Origin of the sequence: Streptomyces sp. NPDC093544, assembly GCF_040683495.1 — a bacterium.
Classification (GTDB): Bacteria; Actinomycetota; Actinomycetes; order Streptomycetales; family Streptomycetaceae; genus Streptomyces.
Genome location: NZ_JBFBEA010000004.1, coordinates 259,225 through 284,666, shown reverse-complemented (window position 1 = coordinate 284,666; position 25,442 = coordinate 259,225). Strand labels below are relative to the sequence as shown.

At 69.9% G+C, this 25,442-nt stretch carries 27 protein-coding genes; 25 read left to right on the top strand and 2 right to left on the bottom strand.

Annotation, left to right across the window (positions count from 1 at the left end; translation table 11 throughout):
• Window positions 1–931: 931 nt before the first annotated feature.
• Window positions 932–1,714 carry a GntR family transcriptional regulator gene (locus tag AB0N66_RS07520; RefSeq protein WP_365429974.1) on the bottom strand — a complete coding sequence of 261 codons (783 nt, stop codon included), beginning with the start codon at window positions 1,712–1,714 and terminating at the stop codon, window positions 932–934.
• Window positions 1,715–1,870: 156 nt separating this feature from the next.
• Here AB0N66_RS07520 and AB0N66_RS07515 point away from each other — a divergent pair, with 156 nt between their 5' ends.
• The 21 genes from AB0N66_RS07515 to kynU all read left to right on the top strand — a co-directional run bounded on the left by AB0N66_RS07515 (window position 1,871) and on the right by kynU (window position 19,682).
• Complete coding sequence (locus AB0N66_RS07515; protein ID WP_365429972.1) at window positions 1,871–2,200, top strand: hypothetical protein; 330 nt, start codon at window positions 1,871–1,873, stop codon at window positions 2,198–2,200.
• Window positions 2,201–2,202: 2 nt separating this feature from the next.
• Complete coding sequence (locus AB0N66_RS07510; RefSeq protein WP_365429970.1) at window positions 2,203–3,546, top strand: FtsK/SpoIIIE domain-containing protein; 1,344 nt, start codon at window positions 2,203–2,205, stop codon at window positions 3,544–3,546.
• Window positions 3,547–3,633: 87 nt separating this feature from the next.
• On the top strand, window positions 3,634–3,807 hold the full coding sequence (locus tag AB0N66_RS07505) for a hypothetical protein (protein WP_365429968.1): 174 nt from the start codon (window positions 3,634–3,636) through the stop codon (window positions 3,805–3,807).
• A gap of 73 nt (window positions 3,808–3,880) precedes the next feature.
• Complete coding sequence (locus AB0N66_RS07500; RefSeq protein ID WP_365429966.1) at window positions 3,881–4,540, top strand: DUF2637 domain-containing protein; 660 nt, start codon at window positions 3,881–3,883, stop codon at window positions 4,538–4,540.
• A 19-nt stretch (window positions 4,541–4,559) separates the two neighbouring features.
• Window positions 4,560–4,748: a mobile element transfer protein gene (locus AB0N66_RS07495; protein ID WP_365429964.1), complete on the top strand. Its 189-nt coding sequence runs from the start codon at window positions 4,560–4,562 to the stop codon at window positions 4,746–4,748.
• Between the two features lie 17 nt (window positions 4,749–4,765).
• Window positions 4,766–5,119: a hypothetical protein gene (locus AB0N66_RS07490; RefSeq protein WP_365429962.1), complete on the top strand. Its 354-nt coding sequence runs from the start codon at window positions 4,766–4,768 to the stop codon at window positions 5,117–5,119.
• Between the two features lie 91 nt (window positions 5,120–5,210).
• Window positions 5,211–5,393, top strand: coding sequence for a hypothetical protein (locus AB0N66_RS07485; protein WP_365429960.1), 183 nt, complete (start codon window positions 5,211–5,213; stop codon window positions 5,391–5,393).
• Window positions 5,390–6,817 (top strand): replication initiator protein RepSA, encoded by a 1,428-nt coding sequence (gene repSA, locus AB0N66_RS07480; RefSeq protein ID WP_365429958.1) that lies wholly within the window; start codon window positions 5,390–5,392, stop codon window positions 6,815–6,817. The genes AB0N66_RS07485 and repSA overlap by 4 nt, the downstream gene beginning before the upstream one ends.
• The gene (locus AB0N66_RS07475; RefSeq protein WP_365429956.1) at window positions 6,814–7,011 is read left to right on the top strand and encodes a helix-turn-helix domain-containing protein; all 198 of its coding nucleotides are present in this window, start codon (window positions 6,814–6,816) and stop codon (window positions 7,009–7,011) included. Before repSA ends, AB0N66_RS07475 begins: the two co-directional genes overlap by 4 nt.
• The gene (locus tag AB0N66_RS07470; RefSeq protein WP_365429954.1) at window positions 7,011–8,273 is read left to right on the top strand and encodes a site-specific integrase; all 1,263 of its coding nucleotides are present in this window, start codon (window positions 7,011–7,013) and stop codon (window positions 8,271–8,273) included. The genes AB0N66_RS07475 and AB0N66_RS07470 overlap by 1 nt, the downstream gene beginning before the upstream one ends.
• A gap of 178 nt (window positions 8,274–8,451) precedes the next feature.
• Window positions 8,452–8,775 carry a hypothetical protein gene (locus AB0N66_RS07465; RefSeq protein ID WP_365429952.1) on the top strand — a complete coding sequence of 108 codons (324 nt, stop codon included), beginning with the start codon at window positions 8,452–8,454 and terminating at the stop codon, window positions 8,773–8,775.
• A 406-nt stretch (window positions 8,776–9,181) separates the two neighbouring features.
• On the top strand, window positions 9,182–9,715 hold the full coding sequence (locus AB0N66_RS07460; protein WP_365429950.1) for a DUF2617 family protein: 534 nt from the start codon (window positions 9,182–9,184) through the stop codon (window positions 9,713–9,715).
• Between the two features lie 96 nt (window positions 9,716–9,811).
• On the top strand, window positions 9,812–11,548 hold the full coding sequence (locus AB0N66_RS07455; RefSeq protein WP_365429948.1) for a polyamine aminopropyltransferase: 1,737 nt from the start codon (window positions 9,812–9,814) through the stop codon (window positions 11,546–11,548).
• Between the two features lie 78 nt (window positions 11,549–11,626).
• Window positions 11,627–12,496, top strand: coding sequence for an SRPBCC domain-containing protein (locus tag AB0N66_RS07450; RefSeq protein ID WP_365429946.1), 870 nt, complete (start codon window positions 11,627–11,629; stop codon window positions 12,494–12,496).
• A 185-nt stretch (window positions 12,497–12,681) separates the two neighbouring features.
• A complete protein-coding gene (locus AB0N66_RS07445; protein ID WP_365429944.1) occupies window positions 12,682–13,470 on the top strand; it encodes an aldose 1-epimerase in 789 nt (262 codons plus the stop codon).
• A 10-nt stretch (window positions 13,471–13,480) separates the two neighbouring features.
• On the top strand, window positions 13,481–14,029 hold the full coding sequence (gene pyrE, locus AB0N66_RS07440) for an orotate phosphoribosyltransferase (RefSeq protein WP_365429942.1): 549 nt from the start codon (window positions 13,481–13,483) through the stop codon (window positions 14,027–14,029).
• Between the two features lie 175 nt (window positions 14,030–14,204).
• Window positions 14,205–15,227, top strand: coding sequence for a class II fructose-bisphosphate aldolase (fbaA, locus tag AB0N66_RS07435; RefSeq protein ID WP_365429940.1), 1,023 nt, complete (start codon window positions 14,205–14,207; stop codon window positions 15,225–15,227).
• A 62-nt stretch (window positions 15,228–15,289) separates the two neighbouring features.
• Window positions 15,290–16,783: an MFS transporter gene (locus AB0N66_RS07430; protein ID WP_365429938.1), complete on the top strand. Its 1,494-nt coding sequence runs from the start codon at window positions 15,290–15,292 to the stop codon at window positions 16,781–16,783.
• Between the two features lie 258 nt (window positions 16,784–17,041).
• The gene (locus AB0N66_RS07425; protein ID WP_365429936.1) at window positions 17,042–17,455 is read left to right on the top strand and encodes a DUF3151 domain-containing protein; all 414 of its coding nucleotides are present in this window, start codon (window positions 17,042–17,044) and stop codon (window positions 17,453–17,455) included.
• Between the two features lie 153 nt (window positions 17,456–17,608).
• Window positions 17,609–18,502 (top strand): tryptophan 2,3-dioxygenase family protein, encoded by an 894-nt coding sequence (locus AB0N66_RS07420; RefSeq protein ID WP_365429934.1) that lies wholly within the window; start codon window positions 17,609–17,611, stop codon window positions 18,500–18,502.
• On the top strand, window positions 18,495–19,682 hold the full coding sequence (kynU, locus tag AB0N66_RS07415; protein ID WP_365429932.1) for a kynureninase: 1,188 nt from the start codon (window positions 18,495–18,497) through the stop codon (window positions 19,680–19,682). The genes AB0N66_RS07420 and kynU overlap by 8 nt, the downstream gene beginning before the upstream one ends.
• A gap of 156 nt (window positions 19,683–19,838) precedes the next feature.
• On the opposite strand, the gene AB0N66_RS07410 is transcribed toward kynU, so the two are convergent.
• A complete protein-coding gene (locus AB0N66_RS07410) occupies window positions 19,839–20,456 on the bottom strand; it encodes a TetR/AcrR family transcriptional regulator (protein ID WP_365429930.1) in 618 nt (205 codons plus the stop codon).
• A 200-nt stretch (window positions 20,457–20,656) separates the two neighbouring features.
• On the opposite strand from AB0N66_RS07410, the gene AB0N66_RS07405 reads away from it, so the two are divergent.
• From AB0N66_RS07405 to AB0N66_RS07390, 4 genes are all read left to right on the top strand, one after another.
• Window positions 20,657–21,742: an alpha/beta hydrolase gene (locus tag AB0N66_RS07405; RefSeq protein ID WP_365429928.1), complete on the top strand. Its 1,086-nt coding sequence runs from the start codon at window positions 20,657–20,659 to the stop codon at window positions 21,740–21,742.
• Window positions 21,743–21,862: 120 nt separating this feature from the next.
• Complete coding sequence (locus tag AB0N66_RS07400) at window positions 21,863–23,200, top strand: histidine kinase (protein WP_365429926.1); 1,338 nt, start codon at window positions 21,863–21,865, stop codon at window positions 23,198–23,200.
• Window positions 23,197–23,874: a response regulator transcription factor gene (locus AB0N66_RS07395; RefSeq protein ID WP_365429924.1), complete on the top strand. Its 678-nt coding sequence runs from the start codon at window positions 23,197–23,199 to the stop codon at window positions 23,872–23,874. The genes AB0N66_RS07400 and AB0N66_RS07395 overlap by 4 nt, the downstream gene beginning before the upstream one ends.
• A 110-nt stretch (window positions 23,875–23,984) precedes the next feature.
• The gene (locus AB0N66_RS07390; RefSeq protein WP_365429922.1) at window positions 23,985–25,205 is read left to right on the top strand and encodes a cytochrome P450; all 1,221 of its coding nucleotides are present in this window, start codon (window positions 23,985–23,987) and stop codon (window positions 25,203–25,205) included.
• The last annotated feature ends 237 nt before the right edge of the window (window positions 25,206–25,442 follow it).

Genomic DNA, 25,442 nt, shown 5'->3' with positions numbered 1-25,442 from the left:
ACATGCCGGACTTCCGGCATCGATCCACCTCTGCCTGATCTTGGCAACTTCGTTCATTTGCACCATGTTTGGAGCCTATGGCATCTCAGGCGTGAGCTGGCTGCGTGGTCGGGGGAGAGAGTTTGAGGTCTGGTGATCTGTGGGGCGAGAGCATGAAAGGGGGCTATTACACTTGATCCAATGGAGAGGGTCATTGATCCTCACCGTGCGAAGCAGGCACTCGGCCCCCTTTCTTGCTCTCGGAGGGCCCCCGCGGATCACCAGACCTTAAAGTCTCGGAGCGACCGCCCCGGCCCCCACTGACCTCACCACTTCCCCGCCTCGGCTTTCTGCACGCTGCGGTGGATTCCCGGGCGTGATGTCCTCACCGCGACACTCCGGCTGACCTCCGCCGGTCGTGCGATGGGCCGATGACGGCTGCGCCTGGGGTCTGGCCCTGGTGGTGGGTGAGGGATGGGAATCAGGCTCGGTCCGATGCATCGACCCTGGCGTGCCGAAGCGTGAAGCGGGAATCATCCCGGGGCATCTTCAGGTGGCGCGGGGCCGGGGCCGGGGCGGCGCGGGCCGAAGGCATGAGCGCAGCCCCGAGTCCCGAGCTTCGCGCCGGCCCGCAGTGCGGGCCGGTGGGTGTGATCCCGTAGCAGCGGCTGGAAAGCCGGTGGGCCAGCGCGTCGGATGCCCGACGGGCAAGAGCCCCCAACCCCTCCCACACGCCGGGGACGATGTGCCCGCGGTCGGGCCGGTCCTGCTGGCTGGTGAAGCATGGGACGGCTGGGGGCTCTGCGCGATAGTGCTGCGTGATGTCAGGTCCTGGGGCGCCTGGGGCATTCCCTCTGCGATCGCTCACGCTGGAGCTGCCGACGGTTGCTCCCCCTCCCCGCCCGACGGGCGGGGCTTGATGAGGTAGAGAAACCTGTAACAGCTCGCACCATCATACGCTTGACGGTGCGTCAGGCTGACTGGCCTCTTGCTCAATGGCGTACTCGTCAACGATCACGATTCGGTCTGCGGGCCAGACAGATTCGGAGACTTCGAGAATCTGATCGTCGTCAGCGCGTGCGGTGTGGACGACGTGCATGACAGGCATGCCTGCCGGCATCTCCAGAGCCGTGGCCTCGTCGCCCGTGGGCACGCGTGCGCGCCAAAGATCCTGGGCCTGCGTGTAGCGCTTCCCGGTGATCTCCTCGATACACAGGAATAGAGCTTTGGGTACGACTTGGGGTTCCTCGACGTACGTTCCTCCGGCCACTTCCACCAGGATGTAGCTCGCGCCGATCTCCTCGGGACGTCCCGTCTCCCTGTCGCGGAGTAGGCGGCGGCGGATGATGACTTCAGTCCCTGGTTCGAGTCCCATCACCTTGGCGATGTGAGCGGGTACCGGTGCGCGGCCTGCGAAGAGGATGGAGTGCTGAAGATCGCGAGTCAGCAACTTGTTGTCGTGACGTGCGCGTCCGTAGCGGTTGCGCGATCGGCGCGTATGAGGGTGCTCGTCTTTGACGAACGTGCCCTTGCCGTGCTGGCGATCAATGAGCCCTTCGGCAACAAGAACGCTGAGGCCTTGTCGAACCGTGGGCACGCTCATGCGGTACTGCGCTGCTAGCTGATCCTCGGGCGGCAATTTCTGGCCGGGGCGGTAGGTCCCTCCTTGGATTGCCTGGCGGAGCGCGCTTGCGACGCGTTGGTACTTCGGCGCTCCGGCTGTTTGTTCAGTCATGGTGTCCTCCTGTCCTTCGCAGGATCCTCCTACGCATCACGATCAGTCTAGCTGAGGTCTGAATGTTTTTTCCTCAAGTCCTATTGAGGACATGAGGTCCTGAGGCTATAGTCACTCATTAAGAGGACATGAGGTCCTCAGGAATCGGAGTGACGTATGCCGTCCTTCAAGATCGACACTTCTACCGCTCTCGTGTTCGTGGCGACCGCGCCGGAACCGAAGGTGAAGAACTTCGCGACCGGCGAGCGGGCCGTGAACCAGGAGGGCAGGGCCATGTCGACGGTTGGCCTGCTCGTCTCGGACGACGGGGAGGGCAACCTCCTCAAGGTCGCGATCCCCGAGAACGGCTACCCGGAGGGCCTCGCGCCGGGTATGCCGGTGCAGGTCATCGGACTGAAGGCCAGGGACTGGGACAACGTGATCAAGGGTGAGAAGCGCTCGGGTATTGCGTTCAGCGCGGTCGCGATCACCCCGGCAGGTGCCTGACCATGACAGATGTGGCCACCCTGTTAGAGATCGCAGGGGCTGCCGCTGGTGCCGGTGGGCTCGGCTACGCGAAGGTCCGCGCTCCTCGCGTGTACTGGTCGCTGGTCGGCCTCCCGGTCACCTGGACCCGGTTCACCTGGACCTACCGGTCCACGATGGATGTCTGCGGTCTGACGGTCCAGCCGTCCGCCATGCGGGCGTTCATGACCCGCAACGTGGCCCGTCGTGAGGTTCGTCCGGTGCCGCCGAAGGTCCGCCGCGTGTGGGGTACTTCCACGGGGCTGCGGGTCTCTCTACGGCTCCCGGCCGGCCTGGAACCCGCGGACTTGGTTGCGGCCTCCGAACGACTCCGTCACGCGTGGGGCGTGCACTCGGTCACCGTGACTGAGGTCAAGCCTGGCTTCGTGGAACTGCGGATGACCGGTTACGACGTGCTGCGCCGGGTGCGGATGCCGCGGAATGCCCGGCCTCGCGACATGGTCGTGCCGGTTGCCCTGCGCGAAGATGGCACGGCGTTCGAACGCGACTACCGCAAGGTGCCCATGGCGCTCACACTGGGCGCGAACCAGTCCGGCAAGTCCATGTATCAGCGCAACCTTGTCGCCGGCCTCGCCCGGCTCCCGGTCGGCCTGGTCGGCATCGACTGCAAGCGCGGTGTGGAGCAACGCCCCTACGCACCGCGCCTGTCGGCCCTGGCCACCACCCCGGAGACGGCCGGCCAACTGCTCGATGCCCTGGTTGTCGAGATGGAATCCCGCTTCGACCTGCTCGCCGATCACGGGGTTTCCGACCTGTGGGCCCTGCCGGACGCTGTCCGCCCGGTCCCGCTGGTGGTCCTGATCGACGAGGTGTCCGAACTGTTCCTCGTGGCTGCGAAGAAGGATGAGGCGGCGCGGGACCAGATGGTCATGCAACTGGTGCGGCTGGGTCAGATGGCCCGTGCGATCGGCATCTACCTGGAGGTCTGCGGGCAGCGCTTCGGCTCCGAGCTCGGCAGGGGCGCCACCATGCTCCGTGCCCAGCTCACCGGCCGCGTCGTGCACCGTGTCAACGACAAGCAGACAGGCGAGATGGGCCTGGGCGACATCGCCCCCGATGCCGTCACCGCGGTGACGATGATTGCCCCGGATCGTCCCGGCGTCGCGGTGGCCGGTGACACCTCCGGTGGCTGGTCCCGCATCCGCACCCCCGAGATCACCCCGGATGAGGCGGCGGCCGTGTGCCGCGACTTTGCCTCCCTGACTCCGCACCTGTCCTTCCTCGCGCCGTTCCGACCGGCCGTGCGCTCTGTGCCGGTACCCGAGGACGCCCGGCCGCACGTCGCTCCGCGGCCGGTCACCGAGTAACTGCACCTGCACTTCCATCGGTTGGCGTGACCGCCTCGCGCCAGGTCCCTCCCCCGCCCATGCCAAAAACCGGAAGGAGCACCACCCATGGCCGCACGCAAACCCACCGCACACCCCGCCCCCGAGCCCGTGAAGTGCCGTCCGTGCGACGGGACCGGGGAGGTCTCCCGCACCGTCCGGGTGGGCCGCAAACAGCGCGTCGTCGGCCAACAGGCCGGTATCTGCCTGGCCTGCCTCGGCTCCGGCGAAGCCACCGACTGAACCCGCCCGGGGCAGGGCGGCCGGACACGTTCCCCGCCCTGCCTTGGCCCAACTCCCTGAAGGAGGTGAGGACATGTCCCGCTCGGTCCGCGTCGATGCCGTGCTCATACAGGCCGTGATCGCCGGTGCCCTGTCCTTCGCCCACCTGCACGACCTGGCCGAAGCCGCCGGACAGACCGGATGGAAGGCCTGGGCCTACCCGGTCAGCGTCGACCTGCTGCTGGTGGCCGCGTGGCGCCGACTGCGGACCGCTCGCAAGGACGGAGCGGCCTGGACCTGGTTCGTGATCGCCCTGGTCGCCTCGCTGGGCGCGAACATCGCCACCGCGGGACTCCTCGACCTGGAGCACGTGCCGGACTGGCTGTGCATCCTCGTCGCCGGCTGGCCCGCGCTGGCCTTCCTCGGCGGAACCCTCCTCGTCCATTCACCCACCGGCGACAAGACCCCCGCCGCGGTGCCTGCACAGGCTGTGGATAACGAGCCCGTGACCGCGGTCGACATGCACCGCGACACCCCCACACCGCCGCCTGCCCCGGAGCTGCCCGCCGCGTCGCCCGAACCCGTGACGCCTGCGGTCAAGGTGCCGGCCGCGCTCCTGGACCACGCCCGAAAGATCGCCGAAACGCACCAGGCAACGACCGGAACTCCGATGGGCGCGGACGCTCTCTCCACCCGGCTCGGACTGCCCGGCCCCATGTCCGACGCGATCACCGCCGAACTCCAACTCACCTGACACGAAAGGAGATCAACGAGTGCCTCGTCCGAACCGCTTCTACGACGTGATCCGCATCGGGCCTGTCCGGGTCGGCACGTTCAACAACGGCCGCGGACAGATCAAGCACACCGCCGCCTGCACCGCCCCCGACTGCGGATTCTCCACCGAGCACGGAAACCGCTCGGCTGCCGAACTCGCTGCCCGTACCCACCGCTGCACGGTCTGAGAAGGGAGAAGCCTTCCATGCAACTGCCCGACGAACAGTTCCGCGCCGGCCACATCCCCACCGAGCTGTATCGGCAGATCCCGCCCGGCACCGACGTCCACAAGATCGTGATCGTGCAGGAAGCACCCCGCTCCTACACCGGTCCGATCGTGCTGGTCGTGGTCAAGGTCGTCGGCACGATCGCCGTACTCCTGGTGATCGCGTTCGTCGTCCAGGTCATCGCCGGCGCCATCATCGCCGTGCTCTCCGCGACCTGCGGGGTCACCTACTCGCTCAACCGCAAGTCCAGGCGCCGGGAGCTGTCCCACGCGATCCGCAAACGCCCCTCGCGCTCCCGGGCCGTCCGGTCCAAGAACCGCTACCGCAAGTAGAGCCCTCCGGGGCGGCCTCAACCGCCAAGTTTCCGCCGCCCCGGACGGCCTGACCTCTTCCAGACCATCGATCCGAAAGGGCTCACCCATCATGCCGCAGCACGTCCCTGCCTCCGGGCACGTCTGCCCGGACTGCGACGGCTTCGCCTCCGCCAAGGTCACCTCCGGCGGCCGCGACCGACACGGCCACCTGCTCACGATCACCGCGCGGTGCATCACGTGCCGCGGTACCGGAACCATCCGCCCGGCCCGTCGGCGGGAGGTGTTCGCGTGACCGACGCCGCCACCCTGGCGGGTCTCGACCCGGCCACCCTCACCGACGTGTTGAGGGTGGCCGGCGCCGACGACTTCGACCGCTGGAACGAACAGATCCGCCGCACCGGAGGATGCTCCGACCCGATCCGCCTCACCGGCGCAACCAAGACCATCGACCCGACCACCAAGACCGTGCTGCACGCGTACACGACCGAGCATGAGCCGGGCGGCATGCTCCGTATCGCCTGCGGCAACCGCCGTGCCTCCCGCTGCCCCTCCTGCGCCTGGACCTACGCCGGCGACACCTACCACCTGATCCGCGCCGGACTCACCGGCGATCCCGCCAAGGGCACCCCGCACACCGTGCGCGACCACCCCCGCGTCTTCGCCACCCTCACCGCCCCCTCCTTCGGCCCCGTACACAATCAGGGCAAAAGCATTAACAAGCTAAAGCAAGGAAGAAACGGACACTGCCGGTGCGGTGCACGCCACGACGCCGATGACCCGGCGCTCGGCACACCGCTCAACCCGACGACCTACGACTACGCCGGCGCCGTGCTGTGGAACAACCACGCATCCGACCTGTGGCGCTACTTCACGATCTACCTCCGCCGCGAGATCGCCAAGCGGGCCGGCCTCACGCAGAAAGCCGCCCATGAGCAGTCGCGGCTGTCCTTCGGCAAGGTCGCCGAATACCAGAAGCGCGGGGCCGTCCACTTCCACGCCGTGATCCGCTTCGACGGACCCGAAGGACCCGACACCCCGCCCCCGCACTGGGCCACCGTCGACCTGCTCACCGACGCCATTGGCGCGGCAGCTGCCCGCGTCGCGGTCGACGTGCCTCCCGCGGGCGACCAACCTGCACGGACCCTGCGATGGGGCACGCAGCTCGACGTCCAGCGCATCAAGGCCTTCGGCGACGGTGAAGAGATCACCGAACTCGCGGTCGCCTCGTACGTCGCCAAGTACGCCACCAAAGCCGCCGAAACAACCGGCACCGTGGATCGTCGGATCGGCAACAAGGAAGCCCTCGTACTCCTCGACGTGCCCGACCACCCGCGCCGACTGATTGAGGCCTGCCTCGACCTGCACGCGCTCTACCCGGACCGGAAGCTGCGGGAGTGGGCTCACATGCTCGGCTTCCGCGGGCACTTCTCGACCAAGTCCCGCCGCTATTCGACCACCCTCGGCGCACTCCGACAGGTCCGCGCCGACTACCGCGCAGCCCAGCAACGCGCCTCCCTCGGCTTACCCAACCCCGACGACAACCCGGAGGCAACCACGCTCACTCTCGCCCACTGGACCTACGCCGGCCACGGCCACACCCCCGGTGAGTCCTGGCTCGCTGCCTCGATCGCGAAGGACATCCGGACCAACCGAGAACTTGCGCGCGAAGAACTGCCCTACCAATCCGACCTGGACGATTGGGAGGTGTGCGCATGAGTCTCCCGCTGCCTGATCAGTTCTTGACCCCGGAAGATCTCGTGACGCTGCTGCGCCTGCCCAGTGTCGAGACCGTCTACCAGTGGCGTCGTAAGAGGATCGGACCGCGAGGCTTCCGTGTCGGTCGCTACGTCCGCTTCGACCCCGAGGACGTACGGGCCTGGGTCGCGTCCCTCATGGAAGGGGCAGCCTGATGGCCGGGCATGTCCAAGACCGCTGGTACAAGACCGAGGCCGGGCCGAACGGCAAGTCGGTCAAGGTCAAGTCCGAACGGTACGGCACGGGCATGCGCTACCGCGCTCGCTACGTCGGGCCCGATGGCAGCGAGAAGTCCAAGAGCTTCCCCGACGGCATGAAGCGCGTCGCTGAGAAGTGGCTCAGCGCCATCGAGACGGACATGACCCGCGGCCAGTACACCGACCCCAAGTCCATACAGATCACGTTCCGGGAGTACGCAGAGAAGTGGTTGGTCAGCAAGACGTCCAGCCCGATGACACGGAAGGAACTCGGCCGGCGCCTGCGGCTGCACGTCTACCCGGTGCTCGGGTCTCGGCCGATCGGGACCTTCCGGCCCGAACACATCAGGGACCTCCTCGCCGTGCTGGAAGAGAAGCCCGGTGTGGGCCCCAACTACACACGGAACATCTTCGCGGACGTTCAGTCGGTCTTGTCCGCCGCTGTCGACGACACCTTGCTGTCCCGTAACCCGTGCAGTGCGCGAACCGTCCGCCGGCCCAAGCCTGCCCCGTATCTCGTCGTCCCGTGGTTGCCCGCTCAGGTGTTCGCCGTTCGATCGGCTCTTCCGGTGCGATACCGGCCGATGGTCGATGTGGGCGCCGGATGCGGTCCACGTCAGGGCGAGATCTTCGGGCTGGCAGAGGATGCCGTCGACTTCGAAGGGCGCACGCTCCGTGTCGTTCGGCAGATCAAGCATGTGGAAGGACACCCGGTGTTCGCTCTCCCCAAGGGCGGCAAGACACGGGAGGCGCCGTTGCCCGACCACGTGGCGGCCTCTCTCCGGGCGCACATGGACGTCTTCAAGCCTGTCGAGGTCACGTTGCCTTGGGACACCCCGGAAGGCCCGTTGGTGTCCTTCCGGCTGATCTTTACCGCTGAACAGGGCGGGATGGTCTGGCGGAGCAACTTCAACGGCAAGGAGTGGAAGCCCGCTCTCGCGGCCGCAGGCCTCATCCCGGAAGCAGACGATCACGGCAAATACGAGTCGGCACGCGAGCACGGCATGCACGCCCTCCGCCACTTCTACGCCTCCGCGCTGCTGGATGCCGGCGAGAACATCAAAGCTGTCAGCGAGTACATGGGGCACGCGGACCCGGGGCTGACGCTGCGGGTGTACGCCCACCTGATGCCCGACAGCCGCGAGCGTGCCCGCCGTGCCATCGACACGGTGTTTCAGCGGCTCTTCCAGGAAGATCACGGCCCACAGACGGCCCAGTGAGATCCCGACGGCCCCTGACCTGCTCTTCTGCGCAGGTCAGGGGTCACTGCCCAGAGAGAACCCTCTGGAGTTCCTCAACTCTGCTTTGGCGCGTGAGACGCGGGGGCATCCCCCTCTCACGCAAGATGCGAGGCGCCCACGGGGGGTCGCTTCGGGGGAACGAAAGGAGGGTGGCGCCATGATCATCGGCATCATCCTGGCGGTCTTCGGCAGCACGCTGGTCGCGGTCTTCGGCTTCCGCGGCCGGAAGGACAAGACGAAGAAGGCGGACCAGAAGGTCCCGCTGACGAAGGCATCGAACGCGTCGAAGGCATCGAAGACGGTCAAAGCGGCGAAGGGGAGGCGCTCCCGCTCGGGCGGCGGTTCCTCGGGCAGCTGGTGGGCCGGCGGGGCGGGCGGCGCGTCGACCTGCGGGGGTTCGTCGTCCTGTGGAGGTGGATCCTCCTGCGGGGGCGGTTCGTCCTCCTGTGGCGGCGGGGGCGGATGCGGCGGAGGCAGCTGACACGGGGCAGCTGAGCTCCGCAAGGGGAAACGCGTCCGGAGTACGAAGAAGTGCCCGTCGGCGACGGCCGCCGACGGGCACTTCCGTACGCCGGGGCGTATGCCGTTGTTGAACAGTTGAGCTGTGGAGCCCTCGGGGGGATGGAAACCCCACGAAGTTGGGTAAAAACGCTGTGGTGGCACCACAGTTCATGATTCCCTCTAAATCACCAAAGCAGCCCCAAGGCCCTGTCGTCTCCATGACGTCTGCCGGGCGACGCCCGGCACCGCCCTTCCGGCGGGCGACGCCGAGGTGACGACAGGGCCTCGGATCGTCCTTCCTGACCGGGCTGACCGGGCCGAACCCCCGGTACCCACCGGGTGTGCCGGACCCCCCACCTCCCTTTGCGTGCTAGCGGAGCCGACCCATGCTCACAACCCTCAACACCTCGTACACCGACACGCGCGCGGCCGACCTCGCCTGGACCCTGGGGCGCGAGCCGCTGCCCGCGCTCGCGACCCTCGATCTCGAACTCGGCGGGGCGAAAATGCAGTTGAGACTGCTCGGTGCGTCCCACCAGGTACTCCTGGAGGAGGCGCGGGGCAGCTGTTCGGAGACCGTCGCGTGCATCCCCGGCAGCAGTACGCCCCTTCCGCTCGGCGTGGCCAAGCGGGTCGGCGACTGGGAGTACGAGTTCGCGGCACGCGTCGAGACCCTCTCCCACGGCTCCTTCGCGGGCCGCGCCCAGGAGTTGCTGGCCCTGGTCTCCGACCACCCAAACGGCCTCGCCGGTGTCTTCCCGGGCAGCCCCCACGCCTTCACCGCGATGCTGGCCCAGCGACATGAGGGGCAGGTGCACTGGCGTACGTGGCACGCGTATCCGCAGGACGGGCAGTTGGTGGCGACGCGGACGAGGGTGGGGGTGCGGGTGGCGGCGGAGGCGGATCTGCTCAGCGCGTAGCCGGTGGCCCGCATCAACTCCGGTCACACCTGAGCGCAACAGTTCCACACGTGTGGGTGACGAGGCGTAGTACCGCTGTGACGTAGCGTTCGCAACGTGATCGAACCGCACGCGCCCGCACCCCCTGGCGCGCCCCCTCCCTGGGGCGGCGTCCAGGGTCAGGCGCGGCTGCCTGTCCGCCAGGGCACCGGCCGGTTCCTCGTCCTCGCCGGCGTGTTCGTCTGTGCGGCGTGCGGACTCGTGTACGAACTCGAACTCGTCGCCCTCGCCTCGTACTTGATCGGCGACTCGGTCACCCAGGCCTCCGTGGTCCTCTCCGTCATGGTCTTCGCCATGGGCATCGGCTCCCTCGCCGCGAAGCGGCTGCGCCCCCGCGCCGCGGCCGGCTTCGGCGCGGTCGAGGCGGCGCTCGCCCTGGTCGGCGGCTACAGCGCGATAGCGCTGTACGCGGTGTTCGCGTGGACCGGCGACTGGGGCGGCGTATGGGGCGACGGCTCCCGCTACCTCCTCGTCGCCTTCTCCCTCACCATCGGCCTGCTGATCGGCGCCGAAGTCCCCCTCCTCATGGAGCTCATACAGCGAGTCCGCCGCCAGGACCCCGGCGGCGCGGTGGCGGACCTCTTCGCGGCGGACTACGTGGGCGCACTGGTCGGCGGCCTGGCCTTTCCCTTCCTCCTGCTGCCCTGGCTCGGCCAGCTGACCGGCGCGCTGCTCACCGGCGGGGTGAACGCGCTGGTCGGCGGCGCACTCGTACTCGGCCTGTTCCGAAAGGACCTGACCCGGCGCGCACGCTGGGCACTGGTCATCGCCAACCTCCTGGTCCTCGGCCTCCTCGCCTCGGCGGCGGTGCTGGTCGACGACTTCGAACGGGCGGCGCGGCACGCGGTGTACGGGGCGGAGGTGCGGGTCGCGCTCCAGACGGGGGTCCAGGAGGTCGTCCTCACCGGCGGTACGCACGGCCGCCCGCTCGACCTCTTCCTCGATGGCCGCCTCCGGGTCAGCGGCCGCGACGAGCGCCGCTACCACGAAGCCCTCGTCCACCCCGCGATGAACGGTCCCCACGCGCGCGTGCTCATCCTCGGCGGCGGCGACGGACTAGCCGCCCGCGAGGTGCTGCGGTATCCCGGGGTACGCCATGTCGACGAGGTCGAACTCGACGCCGGGGTGGTCCGGTTGGCGCGCCAGGACCCCGCGCTCTCCCAGCTCAACGAACACGCGTACGACGACCCGCGCATGCACGTCATGACCTCGGACGCCTTCCACTGGCTGCGCGGCGCCCCCTCGACGTACGACGTGGTGATCTCCGACCTGCCCGACCCCGGCATCACGGCGAGCACGAAGCTGTACTCCCAGGAGTTCTACGGCCTGGTGCGCCGCGTCCTGGCCCCCGGTGGCCGCCTCGCGGTCCACGCGGGCCCCGTGGAGACCCGCCCCCGGGTCTTCTGGACGATCGACACGACGATCCACGCGGCCGGACTGCGCACCGTGCCCTACCGCGTGGGCGGTCGCGACTCAGGCTTCGCGGCCGGCCCCGACCGCACGGCGGGCGCGTCCCCGGCCCCGCACGACTGGGGGTTCGTCCTGGCCTCCGGTGCGGAGACTTCCGGTACGGGTCTGTCGTCTACAGGTCTGTCTTCCACGGGTCTGTCGTCTACAGGTCTGTCCTCCACGGGTCAGTCGTCTACGGGTCCGTCCCTGGGCCTGGATCCGGGCGGGCCGCGCCCGCGTACCCTCACGCCCGCCGCGCTGGCCGCCGACGCGCGTGCGGCCTCCCGCACCCGGATCCCCGGCCTCCTGCCCTCCACGCTGGTGCATCCGCGGTACTCCGACTGAGCCGGCGGCGGGGGAATCCCACCGGAATCCCGCCATACGCGGGTACGGGCCGGGTCGTGCTGGGTAGGCTCGGCTGGCATGGAGCATGAGGTGTACGTTCCGGTTCCGGCCGAGCGACTGCGGGAGGCGCTGGGCGATCCCGTGCGGGTGGCCCGGGCGGTTCCCGGCCTCCAGCAGGACGCGGGGACTCCGCCCGTCTCCGGGCGGCTGAAAGTCCGTTTCGGCGGTCACACGATCACCTATCGCGGCAAGCTTTCCGTCGCCGCCCAGGAGGACGGTTCCTACGCCGTCGAGGGCGACGCGACCGAGGCCCGCGGCAGTGGTTCGGTGAAACTCGCGCTCGCCGTGCGGCTGGCTCCCGCCGAAGGCGGCACGACGGTCACTGTCGGCGGTACGGCGTCCGCCGACGGGCGGGTGGCGGAGCTGGCGCCGGATGCGGTGTCCGCGGCCGTGGTGCGGCTCCTGGAGCGGTTCGTGGAGAACCTGGGGGCTGCGGCGTCGGTCCCGGAGGAGTCGGACGAGCCGGGGGAACCTGTTCCCTCCGAGTCCGACGCCGACGCCGATGTACCGGCGCCGTCCGTTGAGTCGTCGGTCGAGGACGATCTCGTGGCGGAGGGGTTCGGTGGGGAGTTCGTGGACGAGGTCGACGAGGAGGAGCCGGTGCCGGGTGTGGCGGATTCCCTCGACTCTCTCCACTCCCTTGACTCCCTCGATTCGCTCGACTCGGTCGAGGAGGACTCCATCGCCGAGGCGGCGCATGCCCGTCGGACGATGATCGGCCGCAGCGCGGAGGAGGTCGACCATGCGCCGCCCCGTGGACGGTACGCACCCCTGCCCGCGCCGGAGACCACTGCCGCCCGGGCCACCCTGCGGTGGGCCGCTCCGGCGGCGGCTCTCGCGCTCGCGTCGGCGATCGTCGTGACACGGGCGTTGCGCAAGCGGCGATGAGGGGCTGTGGGGTGGTGGGTGGTTTTTTCGCCCCCTCCGTCCCGTTTCAGCCCGTCCGGCGTTTGAGGACGAGGCCGTTCAGGCCGACAGCGGGGGTCTGGGGGCGCAGCCCCCAGGTACGGGACGGGCAGGGGCGGAGGGGGCGAGAAAACGTTTCCGGCCCCCGCCCCAGTAGGGTCAACTCCGTGAGTAACGAAGACATCACGCTGACCGCGGGTGACGCGGAGGTGACCGTGCTGCCGGGGAACGGCGGACGGATCGGGAGTCTGCGGGTCGGGGACATCGAACTGCTGCGGCAGGGCGAGAGGTTCGGGTGCTTCCCGATGGTCCCGTGGTGCGGGAGAACCCGCGACGGCCGCTTCCTGGACGGCGCCACCGTCCAGCAACTGCCGCTCAACTCCCCACCGCACGCCATCCACGGCACCGCCCGCGACGGCGCCTGGCGCACCGCCCGCACCACCAAGAACGAGGCCGTGATCACGTACGACCTCGTCGCCCCCTGGCCCCACCCGGGCCGCGTCACCCAGGCGTTCGCCCTGACGGAGGACGCCCTCACGCTCACCATGTCCGTGGAGACGTACGACTCCTCCTTCCCCGCCCAGATCGGCTGGCACCCGTGGTTCAACCGGAACCTCGGGGAGGAGGACGCGCAGGTCGACTTCACCCCCGCCTGGCAGGAGGAGCGCGGCGACGACCACCTCCCCACCGGGCGCCGCATCGAGCCGCTCCCCAGCCCCTGGGACGACTGCTTCGGCATGCCGGACGGAGTCGACGTCACGCTCACCTGGCCAGGGCAGCTGGCGCTGAAGGTCACCAGCCGCGAGCAGTGGGTCGTCGTGTACGACGAGCAGGAGGCGGCCGTGTGCGTCGAACCGCAGACCGGGCCGCCCAACGGGCTCAACACCCTCCCCCGCCTTGTCACCCCCATCGAGCCCCTGGAGGCGGCCACGACCTGGGCTTGGCGGCGCCTCTAAGCTGGCTGCCATGAGTGACGTACGCGACGCGCTGTTGCAGCAGATCAAGGACAAGGCCGTGGTGCACGGCAAGGTGACCCTCTCCTCGGGTCTTGAGGCGGACTACTACGTGGACCTGCGCCGCGTCACGCTGGACGGCGAAGCCGCGCCGCTGGTCGGACAGGTGCTGCTCGACCTCACCGACGGACTCGACTTCGACGCGGTCGGCGGCCTCACCATGGGCGCCGACCCGGTGGGCACGGCTCTGCTGCACGCCGCCGCCGCGCGTGGAAAGCGCCTGGACGCCTTCGTCGTACGCAAGGCCGCCAAGGCGCACGGGATGCAGCGGCGCGTGGAGGGTCCGGAGATCGCGGGCCGGCGCGTGCTCGTCGTCGAGGACACCTCCACCACCGGCGGCTCCCCGCTCGAGGCCGTGGCGGCGGTGCGCGAGGCCGGTGCCGAGGTCGTCGGCGTCGCGACCATCGTCGACCGTGCGACGGGCGCCGCCGAGAAGATCGAGGCGGAGGCCGGGGTGCCGTACCTCTTCGCGTACTCGAAGGACGAGCTGGGCCTGGACTGAGCCCCCGTCCTCAGGCCCATGCCCACGGCCCCGGACCGGGGGTTATCCACAGGCTGGACACGGCGTCTGGAGCATCTGGGCAAGTCTGGAAAGATGGGGACGACGATGACGTCACTCCCTAGGTCAGGGCCGTAAGCAGCAGAACGCCACCCGCACATACACAAGGAGCGGACAGATGCCGATCGCAACCCCCGAGGTCTACGCCGAGATGCTCGACCGGGCGAAGGCAGGCAAGTTCGCCTACCCGGCCATCAACGTGACCTCGTCGCAGACCCTGCACGCTGCGCTGCGCGGCTTCGCGGAGGCGGAGAGCGACGGCATCATCCAGATGTCCACCGGTGGCGCGGAGTTCCTGGGCGGCCAGTACAACAAGGACATGGTGACCGGCGCCGTCGCGCTCGCGGAGTTCGCGCACATCGTCGCCGCGAAGTACGACATCACGGTCGCGCTGCACACGGACCACTGTCCCAAGGACAAGCTGGACGCCTACGTACGTCCGTTGCTCGACATCTCCGCCGCGCGCGTCGCCAAGGGCGAGAACCCGCTGTTCCAGTCGCACATGTGGGACGGCTCCGCCGAGACCCTCGCCGACAACCTGGCCATCGGTCAGGAGCTGCTCGCGAAGGCCGCCGCCGCGAAGATCATCCTTGAGGTCGAGATCACCCCGACCGGTGGCGAGGAGGACGGCGTCTCGCACGAGATCAACGACAACCTCTACACCACGGTCGACGACGCGATCCGCACCGCCGAGGCCCTCGGCCTGGGCGAGAAGGGCCGCTACCTGCTCGCCGCGTCCTTCGGCAACGTGCACGGTGTCTACAAGCCGGGCAATGTCGTCCTGCGCCCCGAGCTCCTGAAGGAGCTGAACGAGGGCGTGGCCGCCAAGTTCGGCAAGCCGTCCCCGTTCGACTTCGTCTTCCACGGCGGCTCCGGCTCCTCGGTCGAGGAGATCGCCACCGCGCTGGAGAACGGCGTCGTGAAGATGAACCTCGACACCGACACCCAGTACGCCTTCACGCGTCCCGTCGTGGACCACATGTTCCGCAACTACGACGCGGTCCTGAAGGTCGACGGCGAGGTCGGCACCAAGTCGAAGTACGACCCGCGCACCTGGGGCAAGGCAGCCGAGGCCGGCATGGCCAAGCGGGTCACCGAGGCGTGTGCGGCGCTGCGTTCCACGGGCACCAAGCTGAAGTAACCGCCGGATGGATTTGGGCTCGGCATCCGCGCGGTGCCGGGCCCTTCCGTATGCTCCGGGGTATGGACGCCCCTCCGCAGACCCCGTGGGAGAAACCGGCAGAACCGGGCGTCAGGATCTCCAGCCCCACGGGCAAGTGGATCCTGCTGACCACCGTTCTCGGCTCCAGCATGGCCATGCTGGACTCGACGGTCGTCAATGTCGCGCTGCCGCGCATCGGCCGTGACCTGGACGCGGACCTCGCGGCCCTCCAGTGGACCGTGAACGCGTACACGCTGACGCTCGCGGGGCTCATCCTGTTGGGCGGGTCGCTCGGGGACCGCTTCGGGCGGCGCAAGGTCTTCGTCATCGGGGTGGTGTGGTTCGCGGTCGCCTCACTGCTGTGCGGGCTGTCGCCCAGTGGCGGAGTGCTGATCGCGGCCCGTGCGTTGCAGGGCATCGGCGGGGCGCTCCTCACGCCCGGTTCGCTCTCGCTGATCCAGGCCTCCTTCCATCCGGACGACCGGGCCAGGGCCGTCGGCCTGTGGTCCGGGTTCGGCGGCGTCGGTGCGGCGGTCGGACCGTTCCTGGGCGGCTGGCTGGTGGACGGTCCCGGCTGGCGCTGGGTGTTCCTGCTGAACATTCCGGTGGCGCTGGTGTGCGTGCCGGTCGCGTTGCGGCATGTTCCCGAGTCCGCGGACGGGCGTAAGCACCACGGCTTCGACGTACTGGGCGCGGCCCTCGGCGCACTGTCGCTGGCACTGGTGACGTACGCCCTGATCGAGGCCCGCACCGGTTCCGTGCTGGTGTGGGTGACGGCGGTCGCGGGTGTGGCCGCGGGGGTGGCCTTCGTGTACGTCGAGCGGAGCAGGTCCGATCCGATGATGCCGCTGGACATCTTCTCGTCGCGCCAGTTCACGGCGGTCAACGCGGTCACGCTGTGCGTGTACGCGGCTTTCAGCGGCTTCTTCTTCCTGGCCGCGCTCCAGCTCCAGGTCGTGGCGGGTTACTCGGCCCTCGGTGCCGGTACGGCGCTGCTGCCCACGACCGTCCTCATGCTGCTGTTCTCCGCCCGCTCGGGCGAGCTCGCCCAGCGCATCGGGCCGCGGATTCCGCTCACGGTGGGGCCGCTGCTGTGTGCGGCGGGGATGCTGCTGATGCTGCGGGTGGGTGAGGGCGCCTCGTACGTCGCCGATGTGCTTCCCGCGCTGGTGGTCATGGGCCTGGGCATGGTGACGCTGGTCGCGCCGCTGACCGCGACGGTGCTTGCCTCCGTGGACACCGGGCGGGCGGGGCTCGCCAGCGGTATCAACAACGCGGCGGCCCGCGCGGCGGGGCTCATCGCGGTGGCCGCGCTGCCGTTGCTCGCAGGTATGGGATCGGAGGCGTACCGGTCGGCGGACGCCTTCGACTCCGCGTTCCGCCGTGCGATGCCCATGTGTGCCGGGGTGCTCGTCCTCGGCGCGGTGATCGCCTTCGCGACGGTCCGGCGGCCGGCACCGGACTGCCGTCGGCCGGAGTGCCGCACGCACGGGTGGGTCACGGCTCCGCCGTTGGAGGCGGGTAGGCGGGGGTGAGGGTGGTTTTTTCGCCCCCTCCGCCCCTTCCCGTCCCATCCTTCACGGGCTCCGCCCCGTTTCAGCCCGTCCGGCGTTTGAGGGCGAGGCCGTCCAGGCCGAAAGGCGGGGGTCTGGGGGCGCAGCCCCCAGGAACGGGACGGGAAGGGGCGGAGGGGGCGAAAAACCTCCAAGCTCAGCCCCGGCTCCAACCCCGGCGCCGGGTGTCCTCCCTCCGGGGTCACAACCCGCACCCGAGAATGCCGCAGACTGGAACCCATGACGATTCACGAGAACCTCCTCGGGGGACCGCCCCCGACCCACCTTCCTGATGACCCGGAGCCCCGCGAGCTCCTCGCGAACGGCACGGCCCCCGCGGACGTCGCCGCCAAGTACCCCACCTCCTCCCTCGCCTGGGCGCAGCTCGCCGACGAGGCGTACGAGCGCGGCAGCGTCGTCGAGTCGTACGCCTACGCTCGTACCGGCTACCACCGCGGACTGGACTCCCTGCGCCGCAGCGGCTGGAAGGGCCACGGCCCGGTCCCCTGGGAGCACGAGCCGAACCGCGGCTTCCTGCGTGCCCTGCACGGCCTCGCCCGCGCCGCACAGGCGATCGGCGAGCAGGAGGAGTACCAGCGCTGCAGCCAGTTCCTGAAGGACTCTTCCCCGACGGCGGCGCACACGCTGGGCTAGCCCGCACCGCGTTTGTGCAGGTCCGCCTGGTGTGACCAGGCGGACCTTGCGTTTTCGGGGGACGATTGCGCAGGATGCCGGTGGGGACCGGGGCCCCCGTGTCGGAATCGGCAGGGGCGGACCGCTACCCGGAGTACGCATCAGGAGACAGCGATGTCGTCCCAGCAGGCTCAGCCCGCAGAGGCACCTCTCACAGAGGCCCAGCTCACAGAGGCCCAGCTCGCAGAGGCTCAGGAGCCCGAGACCCCGCATCTCGACTTCCAAGGCACCACGCCGTACGAGGACTACGTACAGGCGGACGTCCTCACGCACCTCCAGCAGACCCGCTCCGATGACCCCGGAGAGATGGTCTTCCTGGTGACCACCCAGGTCATGGAGCTGTGGTTCACGGTCATCGTCCACGAGTGGGAGACCGCGGCGAAGGCGCTCCGCGAGGACCGGGTGCCGGTCGCGGTGGCCGCGCTGAAGCGTTCCCTACGGGAGCTGGAGGCGCTGAACGCGTCCTGGCGGCCCCTCGCGCAGCTCACGCCGGCCCAGTTCAACTCCTACCGTGGCGCCCTCGGTGAGGGCTCCGGCTTCCAGTCCGCGATGTACCGCCGGATGGAGTTCCTGCTCGGCGAGAAGTCCGCGTCCATGCTGGTCCCGCACCGGGGCGCGCCGCGCGTCCACGCGGAGCTGGAGAAGGCGCTGCACGAACCGAGCCTGTACGACGAGGTGTTGGGGCTGCTTGCACTGCGCGGGCACGCGATCCCGGCGGCGGTGCTCACGCGCGATGTGTCGTTGCGCTATGAGTCCTCGCCGGAGGTGGAAGAGGTGTGGACGTCGCTGTACGCGGGCGACGAGGACGCCGAACTCGCCCGTCTCGGCGAGGTGTTGACGGATGTCGCCGAGCTGGTGTGGCGCTGGCGCAACGACCACCTCGTCGCCACGCGCCGTGCGATGGGCGCGAAGACGGGCACGGGCGGCTCCGCCGGGGTCGCCTGGCTGGAGAAGCGCGCGCAGAAGAACGTGTTCCCGGAGCTGTGGACGGCGAGGTCCCATGTCTGAGCTGCGGAGCAGGGCCCAGGAACTCGACTCTGCCGACGAACTGGCCGAGCTGCGCGAGCGGTTCGTCCTCGACGACGTGGTGTACCTGGACGGGAACTCGCTCGGCGCGCTGCCCGGAAACGTACCCGGCCGGGTCGACGACGTCGTACGCCGCCAGTGGGGCGAACTGCGCATCCGGTCCTGGGACGAGAGCGGCTGGTGGACGGCGCCGGAGCGGATCGGTGACCGGATAGGGCGGCTGGTCGGGGCGGCGCCCGGCCAGATCGTGGTGGGCGACTCCACAAGTGTCAACGTCTTCAAGGCGGTTGTGGGTGCTGTGCGGCTGGCCGGGGACGACCGGGACGAGATCCTGGTCGACGCGACGACGTTCCCGACGGACGGGTACATCGCCCAGTCGGCGGCGCGTCTGACGGGCCGTACCCTGCGCCCCGTCGCGCCGGGCGAGGTGGTGGACGCGCTGGGCCCCCGTACGGCAGCGGTGCTGCTGAACCACGTCGACTACCGCACCGGCCGCCTGCACGACCTTCCGTCCCTGACGTCCGCGATCCACGCCGCGGGCGCTCTCGCCGTCTGGGACCTGTGCCACAGCGCGGGCGCGCTGCCGGTGGGTCTCGACGCCCACGGGGTCGACCTGGCCGTCGGCTGCACCTACAAGTACCTGAACGGCGGACCTGGTTCACCGGCGTACCTCTACGTGCGCGAGGAACTCCAGGACCGTTTCGACTCCCCGCTGCCCGGCTGGAACTCCCACACGGACCCCTTCGGCATGAGCCCCGACTACGCACCGGCGCCGGGCGCGCTGCGGGGCCGGGTGGGCACCCCGGACATCCTGTCGATGCTCGCCCTCGAAGCGGCTCTCGATGTCTGGGAGGGAGTCACGATCGGTACCGTCCGCACCAAGTCCCTCGCCCTGACGGACTTCTTCCTGGAGTGCGTCTCGGCGTACGTCCCCGAGGGCCGGGTGGAGCCCCTGACACCGTCCGCGCACGCGGAGCGCGGAAGCCAGGTGGCCCTGCGGTGCGCGGACGCGGGCGAGGTCATGAAGCGCCTGATCGGTCGGGGGGTCGTCGGCGACTTCCGCCACCCGGACGTCCTTCGGTTCGGTTTCACGCCTTTGTACGTCGGCTTCGCGGATGTGGAACGGGCGGCGAGGGTGCTGGGGGAGGAGATCCCCTTTTAGCCCGTCCGGCGTTTGAGGACGAGGCCGTCCAGGCCGAAAGCGGGGGTCTGGGGGCGCAGCCCCCGGTACGGGACGGGAAGGGACGGAGGGGGCGAAGAAACGCCTGGCTCCAACCCGCTCCACCCCGCCCCACCCTGCACCTCACCCCGCCCCGGATCACCGGGCGACGACGTACGCCCCGGCCACCGCGGCAGCGAACGCGGCCGAGGCGGCCCGCTCGGCGTCATCGTCGCCCGGCGCCACCCCGGCGGTGAGCAAGGAGTAATAGAGCGGCGCCGACACCGCGCGCACAACCAGCGCGGCGTCGGTCCCCGCGGGCAACTCCCCCCGGGCAACCCCCAGTTCCACACAAGGTGCCCACTCCGCAACCCGCACCTCGTAGAACCGCCGCAACGCCTCCCCCGTACGCCCGTCACACGCCGCCGCGGCGATGACCGCCCGGAACAGCGCCCCCTGCCGGGGATCGGCGAGCGTCCGTCGTACCAGCGAGGCATTGGCGCGCAGATCCCCCAGCACCGACCCGGTCTCGGTCCGCGGCAGCGACTGCTCCGCCATATCGCTCAGCAGATCGGCGACCAGCCCGGTCACGGACCCCCACCGCCGGTACACCGTGGTCTTCCCGACCTCGGCCCGCCGTGCCACGTCGGCGAGATCGAGATGCGCGAACCCCTCCTCGGCGAGTACGTCACCGGCGGCGCGCAGCACGGCCGCACGGACGCGGGCGGTGCGTCCCCCGGGGCGTACGGTGCCGGGCTCGGCGGACATGGCGGACATGGCGCACTCCTTCGCGGACCGGACTACGGGTGTGGGCATTCCCGTCATCCCGTCAGCGTAACGAAACAGCAGAACCGTTTAACCCTAACCGAGCGTGACATCCGCGTGTCGGTGCACGTCACGGGCCTGATACCGTCCCCGCCAACGGCCGAATTCTTCCCTGGTCCGCCAAATCCGTTTCACCGCTGAGAGGTTGGAGCATGCAGGACGACGCCGCAGCCCGGGACGACGCCGCGGAAGGGACCACCGCACGCGGCGGCAATTCGCCCGCGGAAGGGGCCGAGACCGCCGAGCGCCGCGAGGCCGATGTGAGCCGCGAGGCGGCAGCGCAACACGAGGCGGCAGCGCAACACGAGGCGGCAGCGCAACACGAGGCAGCCGCGCGCCGCGACGCCGCGGAAGAGGCGTCCGCCTTCTCGCACCCGCCCGTCGACCCCGACTTCACCGTCGCGTACGGCGACCACCCCGACCAGGTGATCGACTTCTACGCCCCGCGCGAACCCGATCCCGCCGTCCTCGCCCCTCTCGTGGTCGTCCTGCACGGCGGCGCCTGGCGTGCCCCGTACGACCGCCGCCACATCACGCCGTTCGCGGACTTCCTGGCCCGCCGCGGTTTTGCCGTGGCCAATGTCGAGTACCGGCGGGGCGGCGCGGTCCCCGGGCAGGACGCCGCGATCCCCGCGCAGGGCGGTGCGGTCCCCGCGCAGGGTGACGACGCTCCGGTCGCCGGCCGTTGGCCGGACACCTTCGACGACGTCGCGGCCGCGCTCGACGCCCTGCCCGGGCTCGTACGGGAGAAGCTGCCGCAGGCCGACTCCCGCCGCATCGTGGTCACCGGCCACTCGGCGGGCGGCCATCTCGCCCTGTGGGCCTCCGCCCGGCATCTCCTGCCCGCCGACGCCCCCTGGCACACGGACCGCCCGGCGCCCCTGCGCGGCGTCGTCGCCCTCGCCCCGATCGCGGACTTCCGGGTCGCTGAGAAACTCGACGTGTGCGGTGGGGCCGCGCGCCAACTCCTCGGCGGGGAGGGCAAGTTCGCGGGCCGTCTGCCGTACGCCGACCCCACGTACCTCCTGCCCACCGGTATCGCCACGACCCTCGTACAGGGCCGTACCGACATCGTCGTCCCGCAGGCGGTCGCCGAGTCGTACGCCGACGCGGCGGCGAAGGCGGGCGAGGTGGTCGGCCTGACGCTCCTGGAGGATGTCGGGCACTTCCCGCTGATCGATCCGGCGGCGGACGCGTGCGCGGTGGTGGCCGAGGAGATCGCCCAGCTGGCCTGGTAGGAGTGGCTCCACCCCTCCATCGAGGGACCGCGGGGCTGCCCGTAGTACCTGAGAGGGACCTCGAAGGACCCTCCTTGCAGGTGACGACCGCGACCCCGGAGTCGGCCTACCTTTTTGAGTGTGACCGAGACGACCCAGACGCAGATGACGCCGCCGGGCGGGGCAAAGCCGCGCAGCCCGGAGTTCCGGCTGGCCGCGGACGCCCTGCGCGGGCTGCGCCAGGACCTGTTCCATGACGCCTTCGCCTACCGTCCGCTGCCGCGGATGCGGGTGGACGGCCCGCTCACCCGACGGCTGCCCGCGGGCATACGGAAGTACGCAGCCTGGACCCCGCACGCCGTGGTGGCGGCGGCCGGACTGTTCGCGATGTCCATCGCGAACGCCAGTGGCAGTGACAACATCGGGACGCTGGTGTGCGGCCTTCTCGCCCTGCTCCCGGTCCTGCTGACGCTGGTCCGGCCGGTCGGTGCCTTCTGGTTCTCGTTCGCGGCGACACCGGTCGCCGGCGTCTTCGACGAGAGCTGGAGCGCCTGGCCGTGGTCACCGGGCAGCTTCGCGGCCCACCTGGTGGTGCTGACGGTCGTGGCGCTCCGGACGAGGCCGCGCACCGCCGCGTGGATGTGGACGTTGACCGCGGTGTACGGGATCCTCGTCGAGACCGTCCATGGGCAGACCTACGGCGGTACCAACACCGTGCCGCTGCTCTTCCTCTCCGCCCTGGCTCTCCTGGTCGTCACTGTCCTTCATGTACGCCGAGATGCCAAGCAAGAGGTGACCGCCCACCAGTCGGAGACGGCGCACGAGCGTTCCAGGCGCACCCTTCTCGAGGAGCGCACGACGATCGCCCGCGAGCTGCACGACGTGGTCGCCCACCACATGTCGGTGGTCGCGATCCAGGCCGAAGCTGCTCCTTACCGGGTGAAGAACCCGCCGCCCGAGCTGGAGCAGGCCTTCGTCACGATCCGGGAGAACGCGGTGGCGGCCCTGACCGAGCTGCGCCGTGTGCTCGGCGTCGTCCGGGCGGAGGACTACGAGGCTCCGGACGCCCCCCAGCCCACCCTCGCCGACCTCGACGCCCTCCTCGCCAATGTGCGTGACGCGGGCCTGACCGTCGACAAGGTGGTCACCGGCGCGGTGCGCGAGCTCCCGCAGGGCGTCGAGCTGTCGGCGTACCGCATAGTCCAGGAGGCCCTCAGCAACGCCCTGCGGCACGCGCCGGGCGCGCCGGCCCGCGTCGAGATCGGGTACGTCCTCGGCGGGCTCGGCCTGCGCATAGTCAACGGCCCCGCACCGACGACGAGTCTGGCGAAGTCCACGCACGGCGCGGGGCACGGCATCACCGGCATGCGCGAGCGCGTCACGATGCTGGACGGCGAGATGACGGCGGGCGAGTCGGACGACGGGGGATACGAGGTGGCGGTGTTCCTGCCGGTGCCCGCCGCAGAGGAGTCCTCATGACAGGCGGCGTCCCCATCCGCGTCCTGATAGCCGATGACCAGGTGATGGTCCGCGAGGGCTTCTCCGTGCTGCTCGGCGCCATGCCGGACATCGAGGTGGTCGGTGAGGCGGTCAACGGCCGGGAGGCGGTCGAGCGGGTCCGTGAGCTCGCCCCGGACGTCGTGCTGATGGACATCCGGATGCCGGAGATGAACGGGATCGAGGCGACCCGGGAGATCGTCGCGGCGGACGGCGCCGCGAAGGTGCTGGTCCTGACGACGTTCGACCTCGACGAGTACGTGTACCAGGCGCTGCGTGCGGGAGCCTCCGGCTTCCTCCTCAAGGACGCCTCGGCACGCCAACTCGCGGACGGGGTCAGGGTGGTGGCGGCCGGGGAGGCGTTGCTCGCGCCCTCCGTCACCAGGCGGTTGATCACCGAGTTCTCCAAGCTCGCGGACGCGCCCCGGCTCTCGGCCACGGCGCAGGCGGCGTACGGCGACCTCACCGACCGGGAGACGGAGGTGCTCGTCCTGATCGCGCAGGGCCTGTCGAACGCGGAGATCGCGACGCGGCTGTTCGTCGCCGAGTCCACGATCAAGACCCATGTGAGCCGGATCCTGGTGAAGCTGGGCCTGCGGGACCGTACGCAGGCGGCGGTGTTCGCGTATGAGGCACGACTGGTCACGCCCAGGTGATCAGGCAGGTGATCGGGTAGGTGATCAGGGGGTGCGCGCGGTGGTCCGATAGGGGGCGTCCGTCGAGACGGCCCTGGTCAGGGAGGGGTGGGTCGGGCTAGCGTCCGTTCATGGCAGCTTTGGAGACTCCGCAGGCCTTCGACCCGTGGGACCCGGCGTTCTTGGCGGACCCGTACCCCGTGTACGAGGAGCTGCGTGCCCGTGGCCGGGTGTACTACTTCGAGCCCACCAAGCAGTGGGTGGTCCCGCATCACGCGGACGTGTCGGCGCTGCTGCGGGACCGCCGCCTCGGCCGGACCTACCGGCACCGTTTCACGCACGAGGATTTCGGACGTACGGCGCCGCGGCCCGAGGACGAGCCGTTCCACGTTCTCAACGACAACGGAATGCTGGACCTGGAGCCGCCGGACCATACGCGGATCCGGCGGCTGGTGTCGAAGGCGTTCACGCCGCGCACGGTGGAGCAGCTCAAGCCGTATGTGGACCAGCTGGCCGGCGAGCTGGTCGCCCGGCTGGTCGCGGCGGGCGGCGGTGACCTGCTCACCGATGTCGCCGAGCCGCTGCCGGTCTCGGTGATCGCCGAGATGCTGGGGATCCCGGAGTCCGACCGGGCGCCGCTGCGGCCTTGGTCGGCGGACATCTGCGGGATGTACGAGATGAACCCCTCGCAGGAGACGGCGGCGAAGGCGGTCCGGGCGTCGGAGGAGTTCACGGAGTATCTGCTGGGGCTGATCGAGGCCCGCCGCAAGGAGCCGGGCGAGGATCTGATCTCGGGGCTGATCGCCGCGTACGACGACGGGGAGCGGCTGACGGAACAGGAGATGATCTCGACCTGCGTCCTGCTCCTGAACGCCGGGCACGAGGCGACGGTCAACGCCACGGTGAACGGCTGGTGGGCCCTCTTCCGCAACCCCGGTCAGCTGGCCGCCCTCCGTGCCGACCACTCGCTGGTCCCGACGGCCGTGGAGGAGCTGATGCGGTACGACACCCCGTTGCAGCTGTTCGAGCGCTGGGTTCTCGACGACATCGAGATCGACGGTACGACCATCCCCCGCGGCTCCGAGATCGCCATGCTCTTCGGCTCCGCCAACCACGACCCGGCTGTCTTCACCGCCCCGGAGGAGCTGGACCTCTCCCGCGCGGACAACCCGCACATCTCCTTCAGCGCGGGCATCCACTACTGCATCGGTGCGCCGCTTGCCCGTCTCGAACTGACAGCTTCCCTGCGCGCGCTGCTGGACCAGGCACCGACCCTCAGCCTCGCCGCCGAGCCGGAGCGGAAACCGGCCTTTGTGATCCGGGGCCTGGAGGGACTCGGCGTCGCGCTCTGATCCGCCGCCCGAGGGCCCAGAGTGCCAGCGAGGCGGCCACCCCGCCCAGAACCATCAACGGCAGTTCCGCGTAGAGCACACTCCAGTCGGGCCCCTGCTCGAACCGCCGGAACCGTCCCTGGAAGCCGATGGTCCATATCGCCAGCCCCTCGCCCGCACCGACGACGGCGATCAGGCATCCGCCGGCGGCCTGCATCCGTTGTCCCATGCCGGTCATGGACGTGGGCTCGGGGCTCG